Origin of the sequence: Duganella fentianensis, from assembly GCF_964031615.1 — a bacterium.
GTDB lineage: Bacteria > Pseudomonadota > Gammaproteobacteria > Burkholderiales > Burkholderiaceae_D > Rugamonas > Rugamonas fentianensis_A.
This window is the reverse complement of the sequence record NZ_CAXIQN010000011.1, coordinates 1-15,692: the sequence shown is the minus strand read 5'-3', so window position 1 is coordinate 15,692 and position 15,692 is coordinate 1. Positions and strand designations below refer to the sequence as shown.

The 15,692-nt window shown below is 59.2% G+C and carries 11 protein-coding genes; 2 read left to right on the top strand and 9 right to left on the bottom strand.

Annotation, left to right across the window (positions count from 1 at the left end):
• The first annotated feature begins 480 nt into the window (after positions 1 to 480).
• Positions 481 to 2,373 (top strand): sigma-54-dependent Fis family transcriptional regulator, encoded by a 1,893-nt coding sequence (locus tag ABNT42_RS07875; RefSeq protein WP_348696138.1) that lies wholly within the window; start codon positions 481 to 483, stop codon positions 2,371 to 2,373.
• Positions 2,374 to 2,379: 6 nt separating this feature from the next.
• Here ABNT42_RS07875 and ABNT42_RS07870 read toward each other — a convergent pair whose 3' ends face one another.
• The 7 genes from ABNT42_RS07870 to ABNT42_RS07840 form a co-directional block, all read right to left on the bottom strand.
• A complete protein-coding gene (locus tag ABNT42_RS07870) occupies positions 2,380 to 3,360 on the bottom strand; it encodes an FAD:protein FMN transferase (RefSeq protein ID WP_348696137.1) in 981 nt (326 codons plus the stop codon).
• A complete protein-coding gene (locus ABNT42_RS07865; RefSeq protein ID WP_348696136.1) occupies positions 3,357 to 5,504 on the bottom strand; it encodes a 4Fe-4S binding protein in 2,148 nt (715 codons plus the stop codon). Before ABNT42_RS07865 ends, ABNT42_RS07870 begins: the two co-directional genes overlap by 4 nt.
• Positions 5,504 to 6,658: a porin gene (locus ABNT42_RS07860; RefSeq protein ID WP_348696135.1), complete on the bottom strand. Its 1,155-nt coding sequence runs from the start codon at positions 6,656 to 6,658 to the stop codon at positions 5,504 to 5,506. Before ABNT42_RS07860 ends, ABNT42_RS07865 begins: the two co-directional genes overlap by 1 nt.
• A gap of 255 nt (positions 6,659 to 6,913) precedes the next feature.
• Positions 6,914 to 8,623 carry a PQQ-dependent methanol/ethanol family dehydrogenase gene (locus ABNT42_RS07855; RefSeq protein ID WP_348696139.1) on the bottom strand — a complete coding sequence of 570 codons (1,710 nt, stop codon included), beginning with the start codon at positions 8,621 to 8,623 and terminating at the stop codon, positions 6,914 to 6,916.
• Between the two features lie 67 nt (positions 8,624 to 8,690).
• A complete protein-coding gene (locus ABNT42_RS07850) occupies positions 8,691 to 9,062 on the bottom strand; it encodes a DUF779 domain-containing protein (RefSeq protein WP_348696134.1) in 372 nt (123 codons plus the stop codon).
• Positions 9,063 to 9,064: 2 nt separating this feature from the next.
• On the bottom strand, positions 9,065 to 10,585 hold the full coding sequence (gene adh, locus ABNT42_RS07845) for an aldehyde dehydrogenase (RefSeq protein ID WP_348696133.1): 1,521 nt from the start codon (positions 10,583 to 10,585) through the stop codon (positions 9,065 to 9,067).
• A 215-nt stretch (positions 10,586 to 10,800) separates the two neighbouring features.
• Positions 10,801 to 11,739 carry a beta-propeller fold lactonase family protein gene (locus ABNT42_RS07840; RefSeq protein ID WP_348696132.1) on the bottom strand — a complete coding sequence of 313 codons (939 nt, stop codon included), beginning with the start codon at positions 11,737 to 11,739 and terminating at the stop codon, positions 10,801 to 10,803.
• Between the two features lie 147 nt (positions 11,740 to 11,886).
• On the opposite strand from ABNT42_RS07840, the gene ABNT42_RS07835 reads away from it, so the two are divergent.
• On the top strand, positions 11,887 to 13,998 hold the full coding sequence (locus ABNT42_RS07835) for a TonB-dependent receptor (protein ID WP_348696131.1): 2,112 nt from the start codon (positions 11,887 to 11,889) through the stop codon (positions 13,996 to 13,998).
• Positions 13,999 to 14,087: 89 nt separating this feature from the next.
• Here the strand turns inward: ABNT42_RS07835 and ABNT42_RS07830 are convergent, their stop codons facing one another.
• Positions 14,088 to 14,921 (bottom strand): transporter substrate-binding domain-containing protein, encoded by an 834-nt coding sequence (locus ABNT42_RS07830; protein WP_348696130.1) that lies wholly within the window; start codon positions 14,919 to 14,921, stop codon positions 14,088 to 14,090.
• 12 nt (positions 14,922 to 14,933) lie between these two features.
• Positions 14,934 to 15,407, bottom strand: a complete 474-nt coding sequence (pedF, locus tag ABNT42_RS07825; RefSeq protein ID WP_348696129.1) for a cytochrome c-550 PedF — start codon at positions 15,405 to 15,407, stop codon at positions 14,934 to 14,936.
• Positions 15,408 to 15,692: the final 285 nt, after the last annotated feature.

Here is a 15,692-nt window from a genome sequence, read left to right as displayed (position 1 = left end):
TGAACATTTGATATTTTTTAAGTATCACGAAGACTAGCTTCGTGTGCACTTTCATCAAACGTCCACACTTATCGACTGTGAATTTTTAAAGAACTTATTTGGTACTGCTTGCTGAGAAGCGTTGTGTTCATCAGCGAAGAGGCAAGAGTATGAAGCGTTTAGATCGTTTCGTCAACCCCTACTTCTTTTCTCGTTCAACTCAGTGCTAGGCACCGTGTTTTGCGAGGGGGCGAACTATAGCAAGCCTCCCCCATAGCCGTCCAGTCTTATTTAAGGCTGGCACTTCATTTGCTTTGAACAGTAATGCAACGCATAAAAAGAGAGCTTTTGCTCACATTTTGCACAGGTGCTACATTATGGAACACCTAGGCATACAAAACAGAGCCGATCACGGCCGCCGGAGACAACGAGACCATTATGGAATACCAGACTGCTCCAGATATGAACAGTTCGCGCCTTAGTATGGCGTGGGCCGACAATATGCCACGGATAATTGAAACCTCTCACACGCGCTCGCAGCAGTACGGCTTGCGCCGCGAGTCTGCGCCGGACTATGCGCCGCTAGCCCGCAACGACCTCTCCCTACTGATAGAGCAGAACCGCTTGCTGCACGCCCATGCGGTTCCGGCTATGGAAACGCTGTACCAGCAAATCGTCAATACCCACAATATGGTTATCCTCACGGATGCCAAGGGTGTGATCGTGCATTCACTGGGCGACGACGACTTTCTGGAAAAAGCCAGCCGTGTCGCACTGCAGCCCGGCGTGGCATGGTCCGAGCAAAGCCGTGGTACCAATGCCATCGGCACCGCTATTGCGGAAGGCACGCCGGCACTGGTGCACGCTGACCAGCACTATCTGTCGGCCAACCACTTTCTGACCTGCTCGGCCGCGCCGATCGCTGACCACCAGGGCAATGTCATCGGCGTACTGGATGTATCGGGTGACCAGCGCAGCTATCACAAGCACACCATGGCGCTGGTGCGCATGTCCGCTCTGATGATCGAAAATCAGCTGTTCTCGGCTGCTTTCGAGGACGCCATCACCATCCGCTTCCACGCCCGCCCCGAATTTATCGGCACACTGATGGAAGGTATCGCCTCCTTCAGCCCCGGCGGCCGCTTCCTCGCCGCCAATCGTAACGGTCTGTTCCAGCTGGGGCTATCCACGGCGGCGCTGCAATCGCATACCTTCAGTTCCCTGTTCGGTCTGCCCGTCTCGGCGCTGTTCGACCACTACCGCACCGCTTCACCCGGCCTGCTCAATCTGTGCATGCACAATGGCGTAAGCGTGTATGGGCGCGCCCAGTTGCGCCTGTCGAATAGCGTGTTCCAGCAATCGCTGACGTCCGATCGCGCCACGCCTGCCACAGCGCCGGCACCGATGTCTGCCAGTCAGGCCGCCAGTTCGGCGCGCCGCCTGTCCGGCCTGCGCTATCTGCGCACCGGCGACCAGCAGCTGGAACTGGTGATCGAAAAAGTCACGCGCGTACTGGGCAAGGACATCCCCATCATGATCATGGGCGAGACGGGCACTGGTAAGGAACTGCTGGCACAGGCCATTCATAATGATTCACCGCGTGCCATGAGCCCCTTCGTGGCAGTCAACTGCGCCTCCATCCCTGAAACGCTGATTGAATCGGAGCTATTTGGCTACGAAGACGGCGCCTTCACGGGCGCGCGCAAGAAAGGCGCCACCGGTAAGATCCTGCAGGCGAATGGCGGCACCCTGTTCCTCGACGAGATCGGCGATATGCCATTCAGTCTGCAGGCGCGCCTGCTGCGCGTGCTGCAGGAACGCACGGTAACGCCACTGGGCAGTGATAAATCCATCCCCGTCAACGTGGAACTGATCTGCGCCACCAATCACAACCTGCGTGACCGCATCGCCAAAGGACTGTTCCGCGAAGACTTGTACTACCGTCTGAACGGGCTAGTGGTCAAACTGCCGCCGCTGCGCGAGCGCACCGATCTGGAAACCGTCGTCAAGAAGATACTGGCGACCGAATCCAACAACGGCCGCTATTACGTTTCGGCGGAAATCCTGCAATTGTTCCGCCAGCACCGCTGGCCCGGCAATTTCCGCCAGCTGACCAATCTGCTGCGTACCGCCATCGTGATGGCTGGCGACGAGCACGAGATCTGTCTGCGCCACATGCCGGACGACTTCCTCGACGATATCGAGCAAGCCGCCACGCAACTGGCCACGCCGGATCCGGTACAGATGGTGGCTAGCGGCGCCAATCTGGAAGAGATGGAGCAATCCGTGATCCTGAAATCACTGGAAGCCAACGGCGGCAATGTCTCGGCGACCGCCCGTGCACTGGGCGTTTCGCGCAATACCATCTACCGTAAAGTGCCTAACCTGAAGTAAGCCGCCTCACACCTCGGCAGGGAATCCTGCCGAGCAGCGGCTGTGTCCCTGTTTATCGATCACCAGCAAATCCACAGCCGGCATCCGTGCTGCCAGTGCCTGCGCCCGTTCCCAGCCCATCACCATGAATGCCGTTGACAGGCCATCGGCCAGCATGGCATTCGGCGCCAGCACCGTGACGCTGGCCAGTTCCGCCGGCGAATCACCCAGCGCCGGATCGAAGATATGGTGGTGTCGATAGTCCGGCGTGAAGCGGCACTCATAATCACCGGAGGTGGCCACGCTGCATCCCTGCGCCCGCAAGGTGGTTGCCAGTCGGTGCTCGTCACGCGGGTCGCGCACGCCCAGCGTCCACGGGCGCTGCTGGCCGCGCTGGCCACGGGCGATAAACTCGCCCGTATCCAGCAGCGCATCGCGGATACCATGCTTCTGCACTGCCGCAAGCGCCTGATCGGCTGCATAGCCCTGCGCTAGCCCGTTCAGTGTCAGTGCCATGCCGTTGCGGTGCAAGCGCACCTGATGGGACGCGATTTCCAGCTCACGCCAGTTGACCAGCGCCCTTGCCCGCCCGACTGCCGCGGCATCCGGCAACCCACCTTCGGCGGCTGCCTTTGAATATAGTAGCCACAATGGCTGCACCGTGATATCGAATGCCCCTTGCGTCAGTTGCGATAGCTGGACGCCCTGCCGCAACACTTGCAGCAAACGCTGGTCCGGCTGATTCAGGTAACCATCACGATTCAGCTGATACACCTGACTCTCGGGGCGGTAGATATTCATCAGACTATCGACCTCCTGCGCAGCGCGCAATCCATCGCTGATCGCGCGCGCAGCCAATTCCGCATCCGTGTGCACCACCGAGATAGAGATGGTGGTGCCGAAGGCCAGCGCCGCGCCAGTATGCAGCTTGGCGCCATGCGGCCACACGCAGCCGGCAACGCCGGCGATACTGCCGACGGCACTGGCAATAAAGGTACGTCGTTTCATTTACTCTCTCCGGAATTCATCACAGGATGGATCGGAATCACGTTTGCCCGCTTCAACTCCAGCATGCGCGGCGCACATTTTTGCTCGCTCTGATAGATCACCACACAATCCATGCACTGGAAGCACTCGTCATAGTCCACATGGCCGGTGGGACTGATAGCCTGATAGTCGCAGCGATGGCGGCAGGTCTGGCACGGCGTTCCGCACTCGCTGCGGCGCGGTATCCAGCTTAGCCAGCGCACCTTGCCTAGCAGCGCCAGCGCGCCGCCGAACGGACACAGATAACGGCAATAGAATTTATAGATCACGCCACTCAGCATCAGCAGCGCCACCGCATACAGTACATACGGCAAGCTGCGCACGAAGTTCAGCGTGATCGCCGTCTTGAACGGTTCCAGCTCCACCAGTCGATCAGTCCACGCGTTGGCGATACAGGCGCTGCCCAGTATCAGCGCCAGCAGCACGTACTTGATGCGCTTCAGCTGCTGGTCAAGCCGTGTGCGCAGGCGTATCTGTGGCAACCGTAACAGGCGCGCCAGTTGATGGCTGAATTCCTGCAATGCCCCGAACGGACATAGCCAGCCGCAGAAGGTGCCGCGGCCCCACAACGGCAGCGAGAGCAGCACAAAACCCCACAGCATGACGGTCATGGGATCGAACAGCAGGAATTCCAGACTACGCCCCGCCAACAGCGCCTGTATCGCTCCGGTGAGATTCACGATCGAAAGCTGGCCCTGCGCGTAGTAGCCAATAAAACCGACGGTGTACAGTAGATAGATGCGACGCAGCCAGGCGAAGCGTCGGCCATCACTTGCGAGACGGCGCTGCTGCAGCAATGCTGCGGCCAGCATCAGCAGCCCCGCCACCAGCACGGCCAGCTCATACTGGCGCGCGCGCCAGATACCCTGCCATGATTTGCTGCTGGCCTGTGCCGGTATCAGCAAATCCGATGGCAGCCGGTACGACACCGGCAGTTCGCGCGTAATCCGCTCCGGATAGACGATGCCTTTGCTGCGCGTGATAGGCAACGCAAAGTCCAGCGACCCGGCTGGGTCCAGCCCCGCCTGTGCGATAACCCTCAGCACCGTGACGCTATCGAATGCTGGTATACCTTGCGCCAGCCGCAGATCCAGATCGAGATCACGCATATCGATAGGCAGCTTCTCCTGCCTGAGCAACAGGCGCTCCGGCACGCTGCCGGGCACGAAGTCCTCGCCGGTAATGCTGTAGCGCCCAGAAGACATCACTAGCAAAGCATGATCACCCGCTTCCAGCCGCCCCTGTAATTTGCGCCAGCCTGCTTCATTGAGCAGATTACGCCCGATCGAAGGCACCGATACATAAGCCAGATACAAATCGATGAACAACTCGTCCGGCTGACTCAGCGCCGTGCTATCGAGGCCCGCCCCCGCACTATCGGCAAACAGCTTCTCTACCATGCGGTTGCTGACGCGCAGATGCTGCACCAGCCCGTCGTCACACAGTTGCTGCCATGTGCGCGGCGCGAAGATATCGCTGCGCACCTGCGCAATCTGATCCGGATCGCGCGCCGCACCGAAGCCCAGCTTCTTGCGCGACACCTTCAGCGCCGCCGCCAGTACACTCTGATTGATGATGCGCACGGAGGCCGTGGCTTTGGAGACGCCATCGATACGGGCATTGGCCGCATCGTTACGGGCAGCGCCATGCGCACCCTGTCCGATGCTGATGTTCTGTTTAAGCGATAGATCTTTGTACTGCTGCACAAACTGCAGCAGCGGCGCTTCGCCCAGCCCATCGAGAAACACCGGTTCATGCTGGGATAGCACCTGCACGCCGAGGAACACACCCTTGGGATCGATCGCCACCATCAGATTCAGCGGCACGCCGGCAAACCCCGGTATCGGCGCCAGATCGATGGACTCGAAGACATAGCCGACCAGCTCGGTCGCGGTCGCGTTCTGCTTGAACAGCGGCCACACCGGCAGTTCCGTATCACGCTCGCCAACGATCAGCGGCGCAGGGAAGCGCCGTACCAGTTCTGCGTGCGTGAGCACGCCAGCCTGCGCCGGTGTGGCAGCATACAGCGCTGCCAAACACAGACACAGGCCAGCGAACAGCGCGCGCCAGCACGGCACGCGCAAGCCCTGAAAGGCAGACCGCATCAGAAGAAGATGATGCCGCCAAACGAAGCGCCATTCATCTTTGCTTCGCCACCAGTAAAGCCTTTGGAGCGGGTCTGCCCCACTTCACCGACCAGCGTGATGACCTTATTGAGCGTGTAGTAGGCACCCAGCGTCAGATTGGCATTCGATTTCAGACCGCCAGTACCGGCGGTATTCTTATCATTGCGGCTGATCCCGTAGTTGATACCCACTTTGACTTTGTCAGCCACTTTATAGGTGCCCTGTACCAGATAGGCATTGGTCTTGGTATTGCCTTGATCCGCATCCGACAGAATGCCGAGGCCAGTGCCGCTCTGCACATTGGCCAGCAAGCCCAGATCACCGGCCTGATAGGTCGCACCCAGTTCTACTGCCGACATGGTGAAGTCTTTAGCGCCGGTAGCCGAGGCCGAGAATTTCTGCGATTTGCCGCCGACCCAGGCCTTCAGGCCATCGGCTGCAAAGGTCAGCTGCGCCTGTACCTGCGGGCTGGATTTAGCCGAGTAGGCTGGTGCCGCGACGATAGGCGTATCAGCCACCGGGCTGACCACAGCAGCATCGAAGCCCACGCCGCTGGCCGACTTCGGTGCACTATAGGCGATCTGACCGTAGTAGCCCATATAGCTATAGCCTGCGCCGATATGGCCCAGCGTTACGCGGCCACGCTGGGTAGCCTGTACCGGCGCGCCCGAACCGATCAGCGTCATATCACCGAAGATAGCATTGGCGCCGAAGATGCCGTTATCGCGGCCCAGCTTCACCGTGCCCATTTCGGCATTGCCGAAAGTGAAGTAAGCCTGACGCACATCGACGCCGGAGTTGGCCGCAATCGCGCTGTCGGTCGAAGTAGCGTTGTAGATGCCGATAAGCGCCTTGACGTCATAGTCGCCCTGCTTCGACGTGGCCGAAGTCACCAGACCATTGGGCAGCAAACCGTTACCGATGGTGGTGCGGTTGTTCTCGCCACCGCACCCCAGACCTTTGCCGCCCAGCGCCAGCCCGCCCACTGCATCACCGCTGCACGACACTTGCGTGTAGTACGCATTGACGATACCGCCCAGCGCTACATTCCACTCACCCGCCTTGAAATCGACAGCCTGTGCAGCCTGAGTACCTGCTACAGCCAATGCGCCCAGCACGATTACTTTTTTCATTTATGTCTCCCGATATTTTTGGAATGGTTATCTACATCAAGCGATGTACACGGGATATGGCAATTTGCGTGCCTAGTCTGCGCCAGAGTGAGCGCGCGAGCAGTGTGTGAAAAAGCTGTGCAGTTACGGATCAGCGCCACGGCACACTGTTCAGATTTTGATCGTTGCAGAGCTTCAGGTAAGCCTTGCTGCAGTAGCGCGCAAGCAAAAAAAACGGCGGCCGAAGCCGCCGCAAAACGTACCCGAAACTACTGACTACTTGGAGGACAACTTAAATACCCATACCGAACCGCCCTGCTCGAGGAAGTTGACTTTCTTCGCCACTTCGCCACCCCACAGCGGTACTGCGCCACCCCAGCCCGACACGACGGCCACGTACTGGGTGTCACCATCCTGCCACGTGACAGGAGGTGCAACCACGCCGGAACCAGTCTGGAACTTCCACAGTTCTTTACCCGTCTTGGCATCGAGCGCTTTCAGGAAGCCTTCCGGCGTACCGTAGAACACCAGATTGCCGGCAGTGCTCATCACACCACCCCACAGCGGCGCATTGTTCTTAACTTCCCATACGATCTTGCCGGACTTAGGATCGACCGCACGCAGCGCGCCGATGTAATCGTCGAACAGTGGACGGATGGTGAAGCCTGCGCCCAGATAGGCGCCGCCTTTCTTATAGCTGATAGGCTCGTTCCAGATATCCATGCCCCACTCATTGGCAGGTACATAGAACAGGCCCGTCTGCTGGCTATAGGCCATCGGCATCTGGTTCTTCGCACCGAGGAAGGCTGGTGCTGCGAATACCGTGCTGCCTTTTTTGCCTTCTTCACCTTTAGTCGGATCGCTAGGGCGGTTGGAAGGAATGAAGTTAGGACGGCCAGTTTTCAGATCGATGCTGGAAGCCCAGGTGATTTTCTTCACGAACGGGAAAGCGTTCTGCAGCTTGCCGCTGGCCGCGTCGATCACGTAGAAGAAACCGTTACGGTCCGCTTTACCGCCATAGCGTTTGCCATCCATATCGAAGGTGACGAATTCATTCGCACCGTCGAAGTCCCACGAATCGTTCGGGGTGTTCTGGTAAGCCCATTTAATCTGGCCGGTCTTCACATCCAGTGCCACAGTGGACGACGAATACAGATTGTCGCCGGGGCGCAGGTGGCTATTCCACGGTGCCGGATTGCCGGTGCCAAAGTAGGCCAGACCCGTCTTCGAATCATAGGTGCCACCCATCCAGGTCGAAGCGCCGCCAGTCTTCCACAGATCGCCCGGCCAGGTTTTGTTGAGCGTACCGGAGATGCCGTTCTCGATGGCTTTGCCATCCTTGTCGTAACGGTAGCCCATGTGGCCTTCCACGGTCGGACGGGTCCACAGCAGGTCGCCGGTCAGCGGGTTGCGCGCTTCGACGCGGCCTACGATACCGAATTCGCCGCCCGATACGCCGGTCAGCAGTACGCCGTCAGCGATCAGCGGCGCTGCTGTCATCGAATAGCCGGCGGCGTAGTCATCGATCTTCTCTTTCCAGACGACTTTACCGGTGTCCTGATTGAGTGCCACCAGTTGTGCATCGAGCGTACCGAAGATCACCAGATTGCCGAACAGTGCGGCACCACGATTCACCACGTCGCAGCAAGGCATGATGCCATCTGGCAGACGGTGTTCGTACTTCCACAGTTTCTGGCCCGTCTTCATGTCGATCGCGAAAATACGCGAGTACGAAGCCGTAACGAACATTTTGCCGTTATGGATCACCGGTTGCGATTCCTGACCGCGCTGCTTTTCGCCGCCGAACGAGAACGACCACGCTGGCACCAGTTTGGCCACGTTCTTGCTATTCACCTGCGTCAGCGGCGAGTAGCGCTGACCTTCCGAACCGAGACCGAACGACAGCACGCTGCTAGTGTTGGTTGCGGCATTCTTGAGCATGGCCGAGCTGACCTCGGTACCATGGGCCAGCGACAGGAAGGACATCCCCGCCAGCGATGCGATGACAATTTTCTGCACTTTGATCTCCGGATTTTATGGTTGTAATGTGCTGCTATGCTGCCGAGCCGAGTACTGCCAGCTCATCGTCGCTGAACAGGCGCGAGCGGGTGATAAACCGCCAGCCGGTTCCGTTATCGAGCGAGAACATCCCTCCGTTCCCTGCGACGACATCGATAATCAGTTGCGTGTGCTCCCAGTATTCGAACTGTTCGCGCCCCATGTAGAACGCGGCACCATCCAGGTGGCCGAGATATACATCGGTATCGCTCACGTCGAATTCGCCCAGCGGGTAGCACATCGGCGCGCTGCCATCACAGCAGCCGCCGGACTGGAAGAACATCACCGGCCCGTGACGGCGACGCAAGGCTACGATCAGATCAATTGCGGCTGGCGTAGCCGTGACACGGGCGATGATGTGGTCCATGGTTAGAAGAAGCCCAGTGCGTTCGGGTTGTAGCTCACCAGCAGGTTCTTGGTTTGCTGGTAGTGGTCGAGCATCATCTTGTGATTTTCACGACCGATGCCCGATTGCTTGTAGCCGCCGAAGGCTGCGTGGGCTGGGTACAGGTGGTAGCAGTTGGTCCATACGCGGCCAGCCTGAATGGCGCGGCCTACGCGGAAGGCGCGGCTGCCATCACGGGTCCACAGACCGGCACCGAGACCGTACAGCGTATCGTTAGCGATGCGCAGTGCGTCGGCTTCGTCCTTGAAGGTGGTGACCGATACCACTGGGCCAAAGATCTCTTCCTGGAAGATGCGCATGCTGTTGTCGCCTTTGAAGACGGTAGGACGCACGTAGTAGCCGCCACCCAGATCACCGCCCTGCACATTGCGCTCGCCGCCAGCCAGCAACTGTGCGCCTTCCTGCTTGCCGATGTCCATGTAGGACAGGATTTTTTCCAGCTGTTCCTGCGATGCCTGTGCACCGATCATGGTGCTCGAATCGAGCGGGTTACCCTGTTTGATGGCAGCCACACGCTTGAGGGCGCGCTCGATGAATTTCTCGTAGATGGATTCCTGAATCAGCACGCGCGATGGGCAGGTGCAGACTTCGCCCTGATTCAGCGCGAACATGGCGAAGCCTTCGAGGCACTTGTCGAAGAAGGCATCGTCGGCATCCATCACGTCTTCGAAGAAGATGTTAGGCGATTTGCCGCCCAGTTCCAGCGTGACAGGGATCAGGTTCTGTGCAGCGTATTGCATGATCAGGCGGCCGGTGCCGGTTTCGCCGGTGAAGGCGATCTTGGCGATGCGCTTGCTCGAAGCCAGCGGTTTGCCAGCTTCCAGACCGAAGCCGTTGACCACGTTCAGCACGCCCGGTGGCAGCAGATCAGCGATCACTTCCAGCAGTACCATGATCGAAGCAGGCGTCTGCTCGGCTGGTTTCAGCACGATGCAGTTACCGGCTGCCAGTGCAGGTGCCAGCTTCCAGACAGCCATCAGGATAGGGAAGTTCCAAGGGATGATCTGGCCCACCACGCCGAGCGGCTCGTGGAAGTGGTATGCGTAGGTTTCGGAATCGATCTGGGCAACCGAACCTTCTTGCGAACGGATGCAACCGGCGAAGTAGCGGAAGTGATCGATCGCCAGCGGGATGTCGGCGGCCATGGTTTCGCGGATAGGCTTGCCGTTGTCGATGGTTTCGGCGGTAGCGATCAGCTGCAGATTGGCTTCCATGCGGTCAGCCATCTTGTTCAGGATATTGGCGCGTTCAGCCGGCGAGGTTTTACCCCAGGCTTCTTTCGCGGCGTGCGCTGCGTCCAGTGCCAGTTCCACGTCTTCTGCGGTCGAGCGGGCCACTTCGCAGAACGGCTGGCCGGTAATCGGGGTTACGTTGGCGAAGTACTCGCCTTTTACCGGGGCGACGAATTTGCCGCCGATGTAGTTGTCATAGCGTGCTTTGAACGGATTAGCTACGCCCAGTTTGCTGATATCTGCCAGATTCATGTCGTCCTCTTTCTGCTGTGGTTATATAAGGCCGCGAAGTGCGGCGTTGGGTAGTGCACATCCTCCTTTTCGCAAACACCGTGCCAGCTCGCGCTGCTACTGCTGTGTCACTGCTACGGCCTAGGGAAAACAAGGGAAACGGTCGGATTACAGGTGCCGGTGACTGTTACAGCTGTTCAGCTTTGGAACAGGTGTAACAGCGCATGGAGCAGCGCTCAGTGGATCACCACACCCCATGGCAGTTCGCCCACGCTGATATCGCTGCGCTTGGCGGCACTGGCTGTGTCGATCACGGAGACGCTATTGGCGCGGCCATTCGCCACATACAGCTTGGCGCCGTCAGGCGTGAGCGCCATATTCCACGGGCGCTTGCCCACTGCCACGGTGGCGCTCACCTGCTGGCTGGCGGTATCGATCACCATCACTGTCGCATCGATGCCGTTCGAGACATACACCTTCTCGCCCGATGGGTGCACCGCGATGCCGTTGGCATTTTTCCCTGCCGGTATGCGGGCAATCTGCTTGAGCGTCGCCATCTCCACCACATACACGGCGCTGGCTAGTTCGCAGGCGATATAGGCGCGGCTGCCGTCGGGCGTAAAGCCCATCCCGCGCGGGCGCAGGCCCACTGCCACCGTGCCGGTCTGGCGCCGCGCCGCCACTTCGATCACATCCACCTGTTCGGCCTCCTCGGCGCTAACCAGCAGCCAGCGCCCGTCCGGGCTGAACACGGCGTGCTCGGGGTTCTTGCCGCGCACAGGGATATCGGCCACCACGCGCAACTGTTCGGTGTCGATCAGTGCCACGCTCTTGCTCTCCTCTACCGCCACCGCGACCAGCCGGCCATCGCGCGACACGTTCACGCCCTCGGGCGATTTGCCTAGAGCGATGCGACGCAGCGTGGCGCCCGTCGCCGTGTCCAGCACCAGCAACTCATTGGCCACGGCATCCGTCACATACAGGCGGGCGCCAGCCGGATCGATGGCGATACCGCGCGGGCGCTTACCGGCGGCGATCTGGCGCAGCACGGTATCTGTCGAGGTATCGATCACGCTGACATTGCCGGACTTCTCGTTCGGCACATAGGCCAGTGGCGCTGCCAGCGCCGGTATGGCCAGTGCAGTCAGCAGGGAAAGCAGAATGGGAGTTTTCACGGGTTCGCCTTTCGTCGTTCGCGCGCGGGATCGCGCGCGCATGCGATAGCTAGTGCAAACGCCGTGCCACCACAAATCCCGACGGCAGCGGTATGGCAAACATATTGCTTACAGGTCTGGTATAACACTCACCAGAACGGAGACCACATGAAACAGCTACACCGCCTCAACGCCGTCGCCGCGCTCTTTGCGCTCGGTGGCGTTGCCTGCGCCGCCGACGAGGGCAGCGCGCCCGTCGACACCGTCGTCGTCAGTGCCACCCGCGTCGGCCACACGATATTCGACATGCCAGCCGCCATTGATGTAGTAGATGGCTTGCGTATCCGCGAAGCGCAGGCCCGCGTCAACGCTTCGGAAGCACTGGCCGCCGTACCGGGACTGGTGGCACAGAATCGCCAGAACTATGCGCAGGACTTACAGATATCCTCGCGCGGCTTCGGCGCCCGCTCGGCTTTTGGTGTGCGCGGTGTACGCCTGATCGCCGATGGCATCCCTGCCAGCATGCCGGATGGGCAGGGGCAGGCAGCTACCTTCAATCTCGATCTGGCCGAGCGTATCGAAGTACTGCGTGGCCCGTTCTCCGCCATCTACGGCAACCACTCGGGCGGCGTCATCCAGCTATTCACGCGCGATGGCGAAGGTGCCCCTAGCATCGAGACGACTGTAACGGCCGGCAGTTATGGCAGCCATAAACTGGACCTCAATGCGCAGGGGCAGCAAGGTGGCGTGGGCTATGTGTTAGACGCTTCGCGCTTCGAAACAGATGGCTACCGTGCCCACAGTGCCGCCAAACGCGATCAGGCTGCGGCCAAGCTAACGCTCAAACCACTTGATAATGCCGTGCTGACCATCGTCGCGAATGGACTGCGGCAAGGCGACACGCAGGATGCGCTGGGCGCCACATGGGCCACCTACCAGCGCGATCCCCGTGCCGGCGAGATCGATGGCTCGGATACCCAGACGCCCAAGCGCACGCTGGCTGATCGCTATAACACCCGCAAGAGCATCGACCATCAGCAGATCGGCGCTAACTGGGAGCAGCAGTTCGGTGCCGACCGGCTGCACCTGAGTACCTATGGCGGCAACCGTCAGGTAATCCAGTATCAGGCGTTCTCCAAGGCTTTTCAGGCACCGGCCAGCCACTCCGGCGGCGTAGTGGACTTCGACCGCAATTTCTATGGGGCGGATCTGAGCTGGCTGCATGTTGCGGGGCTGGCAGACGGCACGCTGAGCACCACCATCGGGCTGGAATATGGTCATTCCGGCGATGACCGGCGCGGCTACGAAAATTTCATCGGCACCCAGTTCGGCGTCAAAGGCGCACTGCGCCGCTCGGAAACCGATAATGTCAGCAGCACCGAACCGTATCTGCAGGCCGAATGGCAATCCGGCCCATGGCTGTTAAGCGCGGGCCTGCGCCATAGCAGAGTACGTATTTCGGTGGATGACCACTATCTGGTCAACGGCAATGACAGCGGGGCACTCTCCTACAGTCACACCACGCCAGTGGCAGGTGTGCTGTACAAATTTACGCCGGCGCTGCACGCCTACGCCAGCGCCGCGCGCGGTTTTGAAACACCTACGCTAAATGAACTGTTCTACTCCGGTACAGGTGGTGGCTTTAACTTCCGTCTGCAGGCGGCGCAAAGCAAACATCTAGAGGCGGGAATCAAGCTACGCAGTGGCGACAGCACCCGCATCAATGCTGCCGTGTTCCAGATCCGTACAACCGACGAACTGGTGGTAGACAGCAGCAGTGGCGGCCGCACCAGCTACCGCAATGCAGGGCGCACCTTGCGTCAGGGGCTGGAAGTATCTCTCGATACTAACTGGCGCTATGGCCTGAGCAGCCATGTGGCGCTGACCAGCCTGCGCGCAGTGTATGACCAGAGTTTTGGCACGGTGCTAAAAGGTAGCCGTTTGCCGGGCGTGCCAAATGCGAATGGCTATGCCGATCTCGCATGGAAGGATAGCTCCGGTATGTTCAGCGCTGCGATCGAAGCGCAGGCATCCAGCCGTATCTATGCAGACGACGCCAACGCCGATCAGGCAGCGCCGGGCTATGCAACCTTGAATGCACGTGTCAGCAGCAACCAGCGCTGGCACGGCTGGCAGTTCAAGCAGTTCGTCCGTCTGAACAATCTGCTGGATCGCCAGTATGTCGGGTCCGTGATCGTCGGCGATAGCAATAAGCGCTATTACGAAGCTGCGCCAACGCGCAACTGGCTGCTCGGCGCCAGCGCCCAGTATCAGTTCTAAGTAGCGGAAAAAAGAAAACGCCACCATAACGGTGGCGTTGTTGATTCGGGCGGCGTTGCGGTGTAGCGCCGGCACTATGTCACGGCAATTCAGGGCATCTGTTCGTGCACACCGTGGCGTGCAAAGATCGCCTGCAGTTCACCACTGGCACGCAGTTCATTCACTGCCTGCTGCAGCATGCGTGCTACGTCCTGATCGTCTTTGCGCACTGCCATACCCACTGCCCAGCCAGCACGCGGCAAACGCTGGAACGCCACCTCGTTCAGAGGAAATGCGGGATCGTCGCGGAATGTCGCTTCAATTTCCGAACGATTTGCCAGCACTGCATCAAGCTCACCTGCCTTCAGCGCCGCCAGTGCTTCACCAGCAGTCTCGAAGATCCGTACCTTATCGCGGAAGCGACCATTGCCTTCGCCCAGCAGCACCATACCGGCGATCGATACCTTCTCCACACCGATAGTCTTACCAGCCAGCGAATCGACACCATCGAATTCCGGCATCGTGCGCGCACTGCGCACCAGCCTTACTGTCTCCACATGGTAAGGGGCAAAAATACTCACCTTGCCATTCTCGTTCATCAGTTGCGGTTCCACTGGCACATGCAACAGCACATCGGCTGGGCCATAGCCAAGGTAGTGGCCCTTCCACACCATATTGCGCAGGTCATCGCTGAGGTTTTCGCCAGCAGGGAATGGCAGCAGCTTAAGCTTCAAGCCCAGCTTGGCCGACAGTGCATTGGCCAGATCCACATCGATGCCAGCATTCCGGTCGGAGAAAGGTGCAAACTGTTCGTACACCGCTACTTTCAGCGTGCCGGACTGGTGGATCTTGTCCCAGTCCGCATGTGCGGGCAGCGCCACGCTGCCGCACACACCTGCTGCCAGTAGTACTCGTCCCAGCTTACGCAAAGTAGAGTTCAGCATGGCAGGCTCCGATTAGTTGCTAGCGTCGCGACGGGCTTCCAGATAGGTCTTGATGGCCCACATGGCTTCCTGGTTGAACACACCCTCGAACGGAGGCATGTAGACAGCACCATTTCGCACTTTACCGTTACGGATGGAGGTCAGGAAGTAGTTGTCGATCTCTTTGAAGCAAGCCTTTTTCTTGCTGTCGTTCTTCACGTCCATGCAATCACGATCCAGCATGCGCAGATCAGGGGCGATACCGCCGGTAACAGCTTCCAGACCATGGCAGCGCGCGCAGTTCTGGTTGTAAGCCGAAGCGCCGATCTTCAGTGCCAGTTTGTTACCGCGGTAAGGATTCTGCTCGGCCCATTTGTCGCCGATAGGCGCGAGGCCGGTAGTGTCTACGGACTGTGGCACCACGTTACCGTGGGCAAAGGCATTGAGTGAGAACAGCGCCGAGCTGGCGATGAGGGCTGCGGCAAAAGTGCGGATAGTGCTTTTCATGGTGAAGTCTCCTGACTGTTTTAAGAATAACAGTCATAGAGCAAGCCCCGTGCCAAGCGTTTTACCCTGTACCAGCGTGGCAGATTGCTCCAATCTGAAACAACTGTGACAGTCGCACCGACTGTGATAGATCAATTTTTCACAGTTAAAACATGGCTTAAAAAGCAAAAAACCCCCAACAGCCTGAGGCTGAAGGGGGTTTTTCTAATAACTAGCTTGACGATAACCTACTTTCACACTGGTTGCAGCACTATCATCGGCGCAGAGTTGTTTCACGGTCCTGTT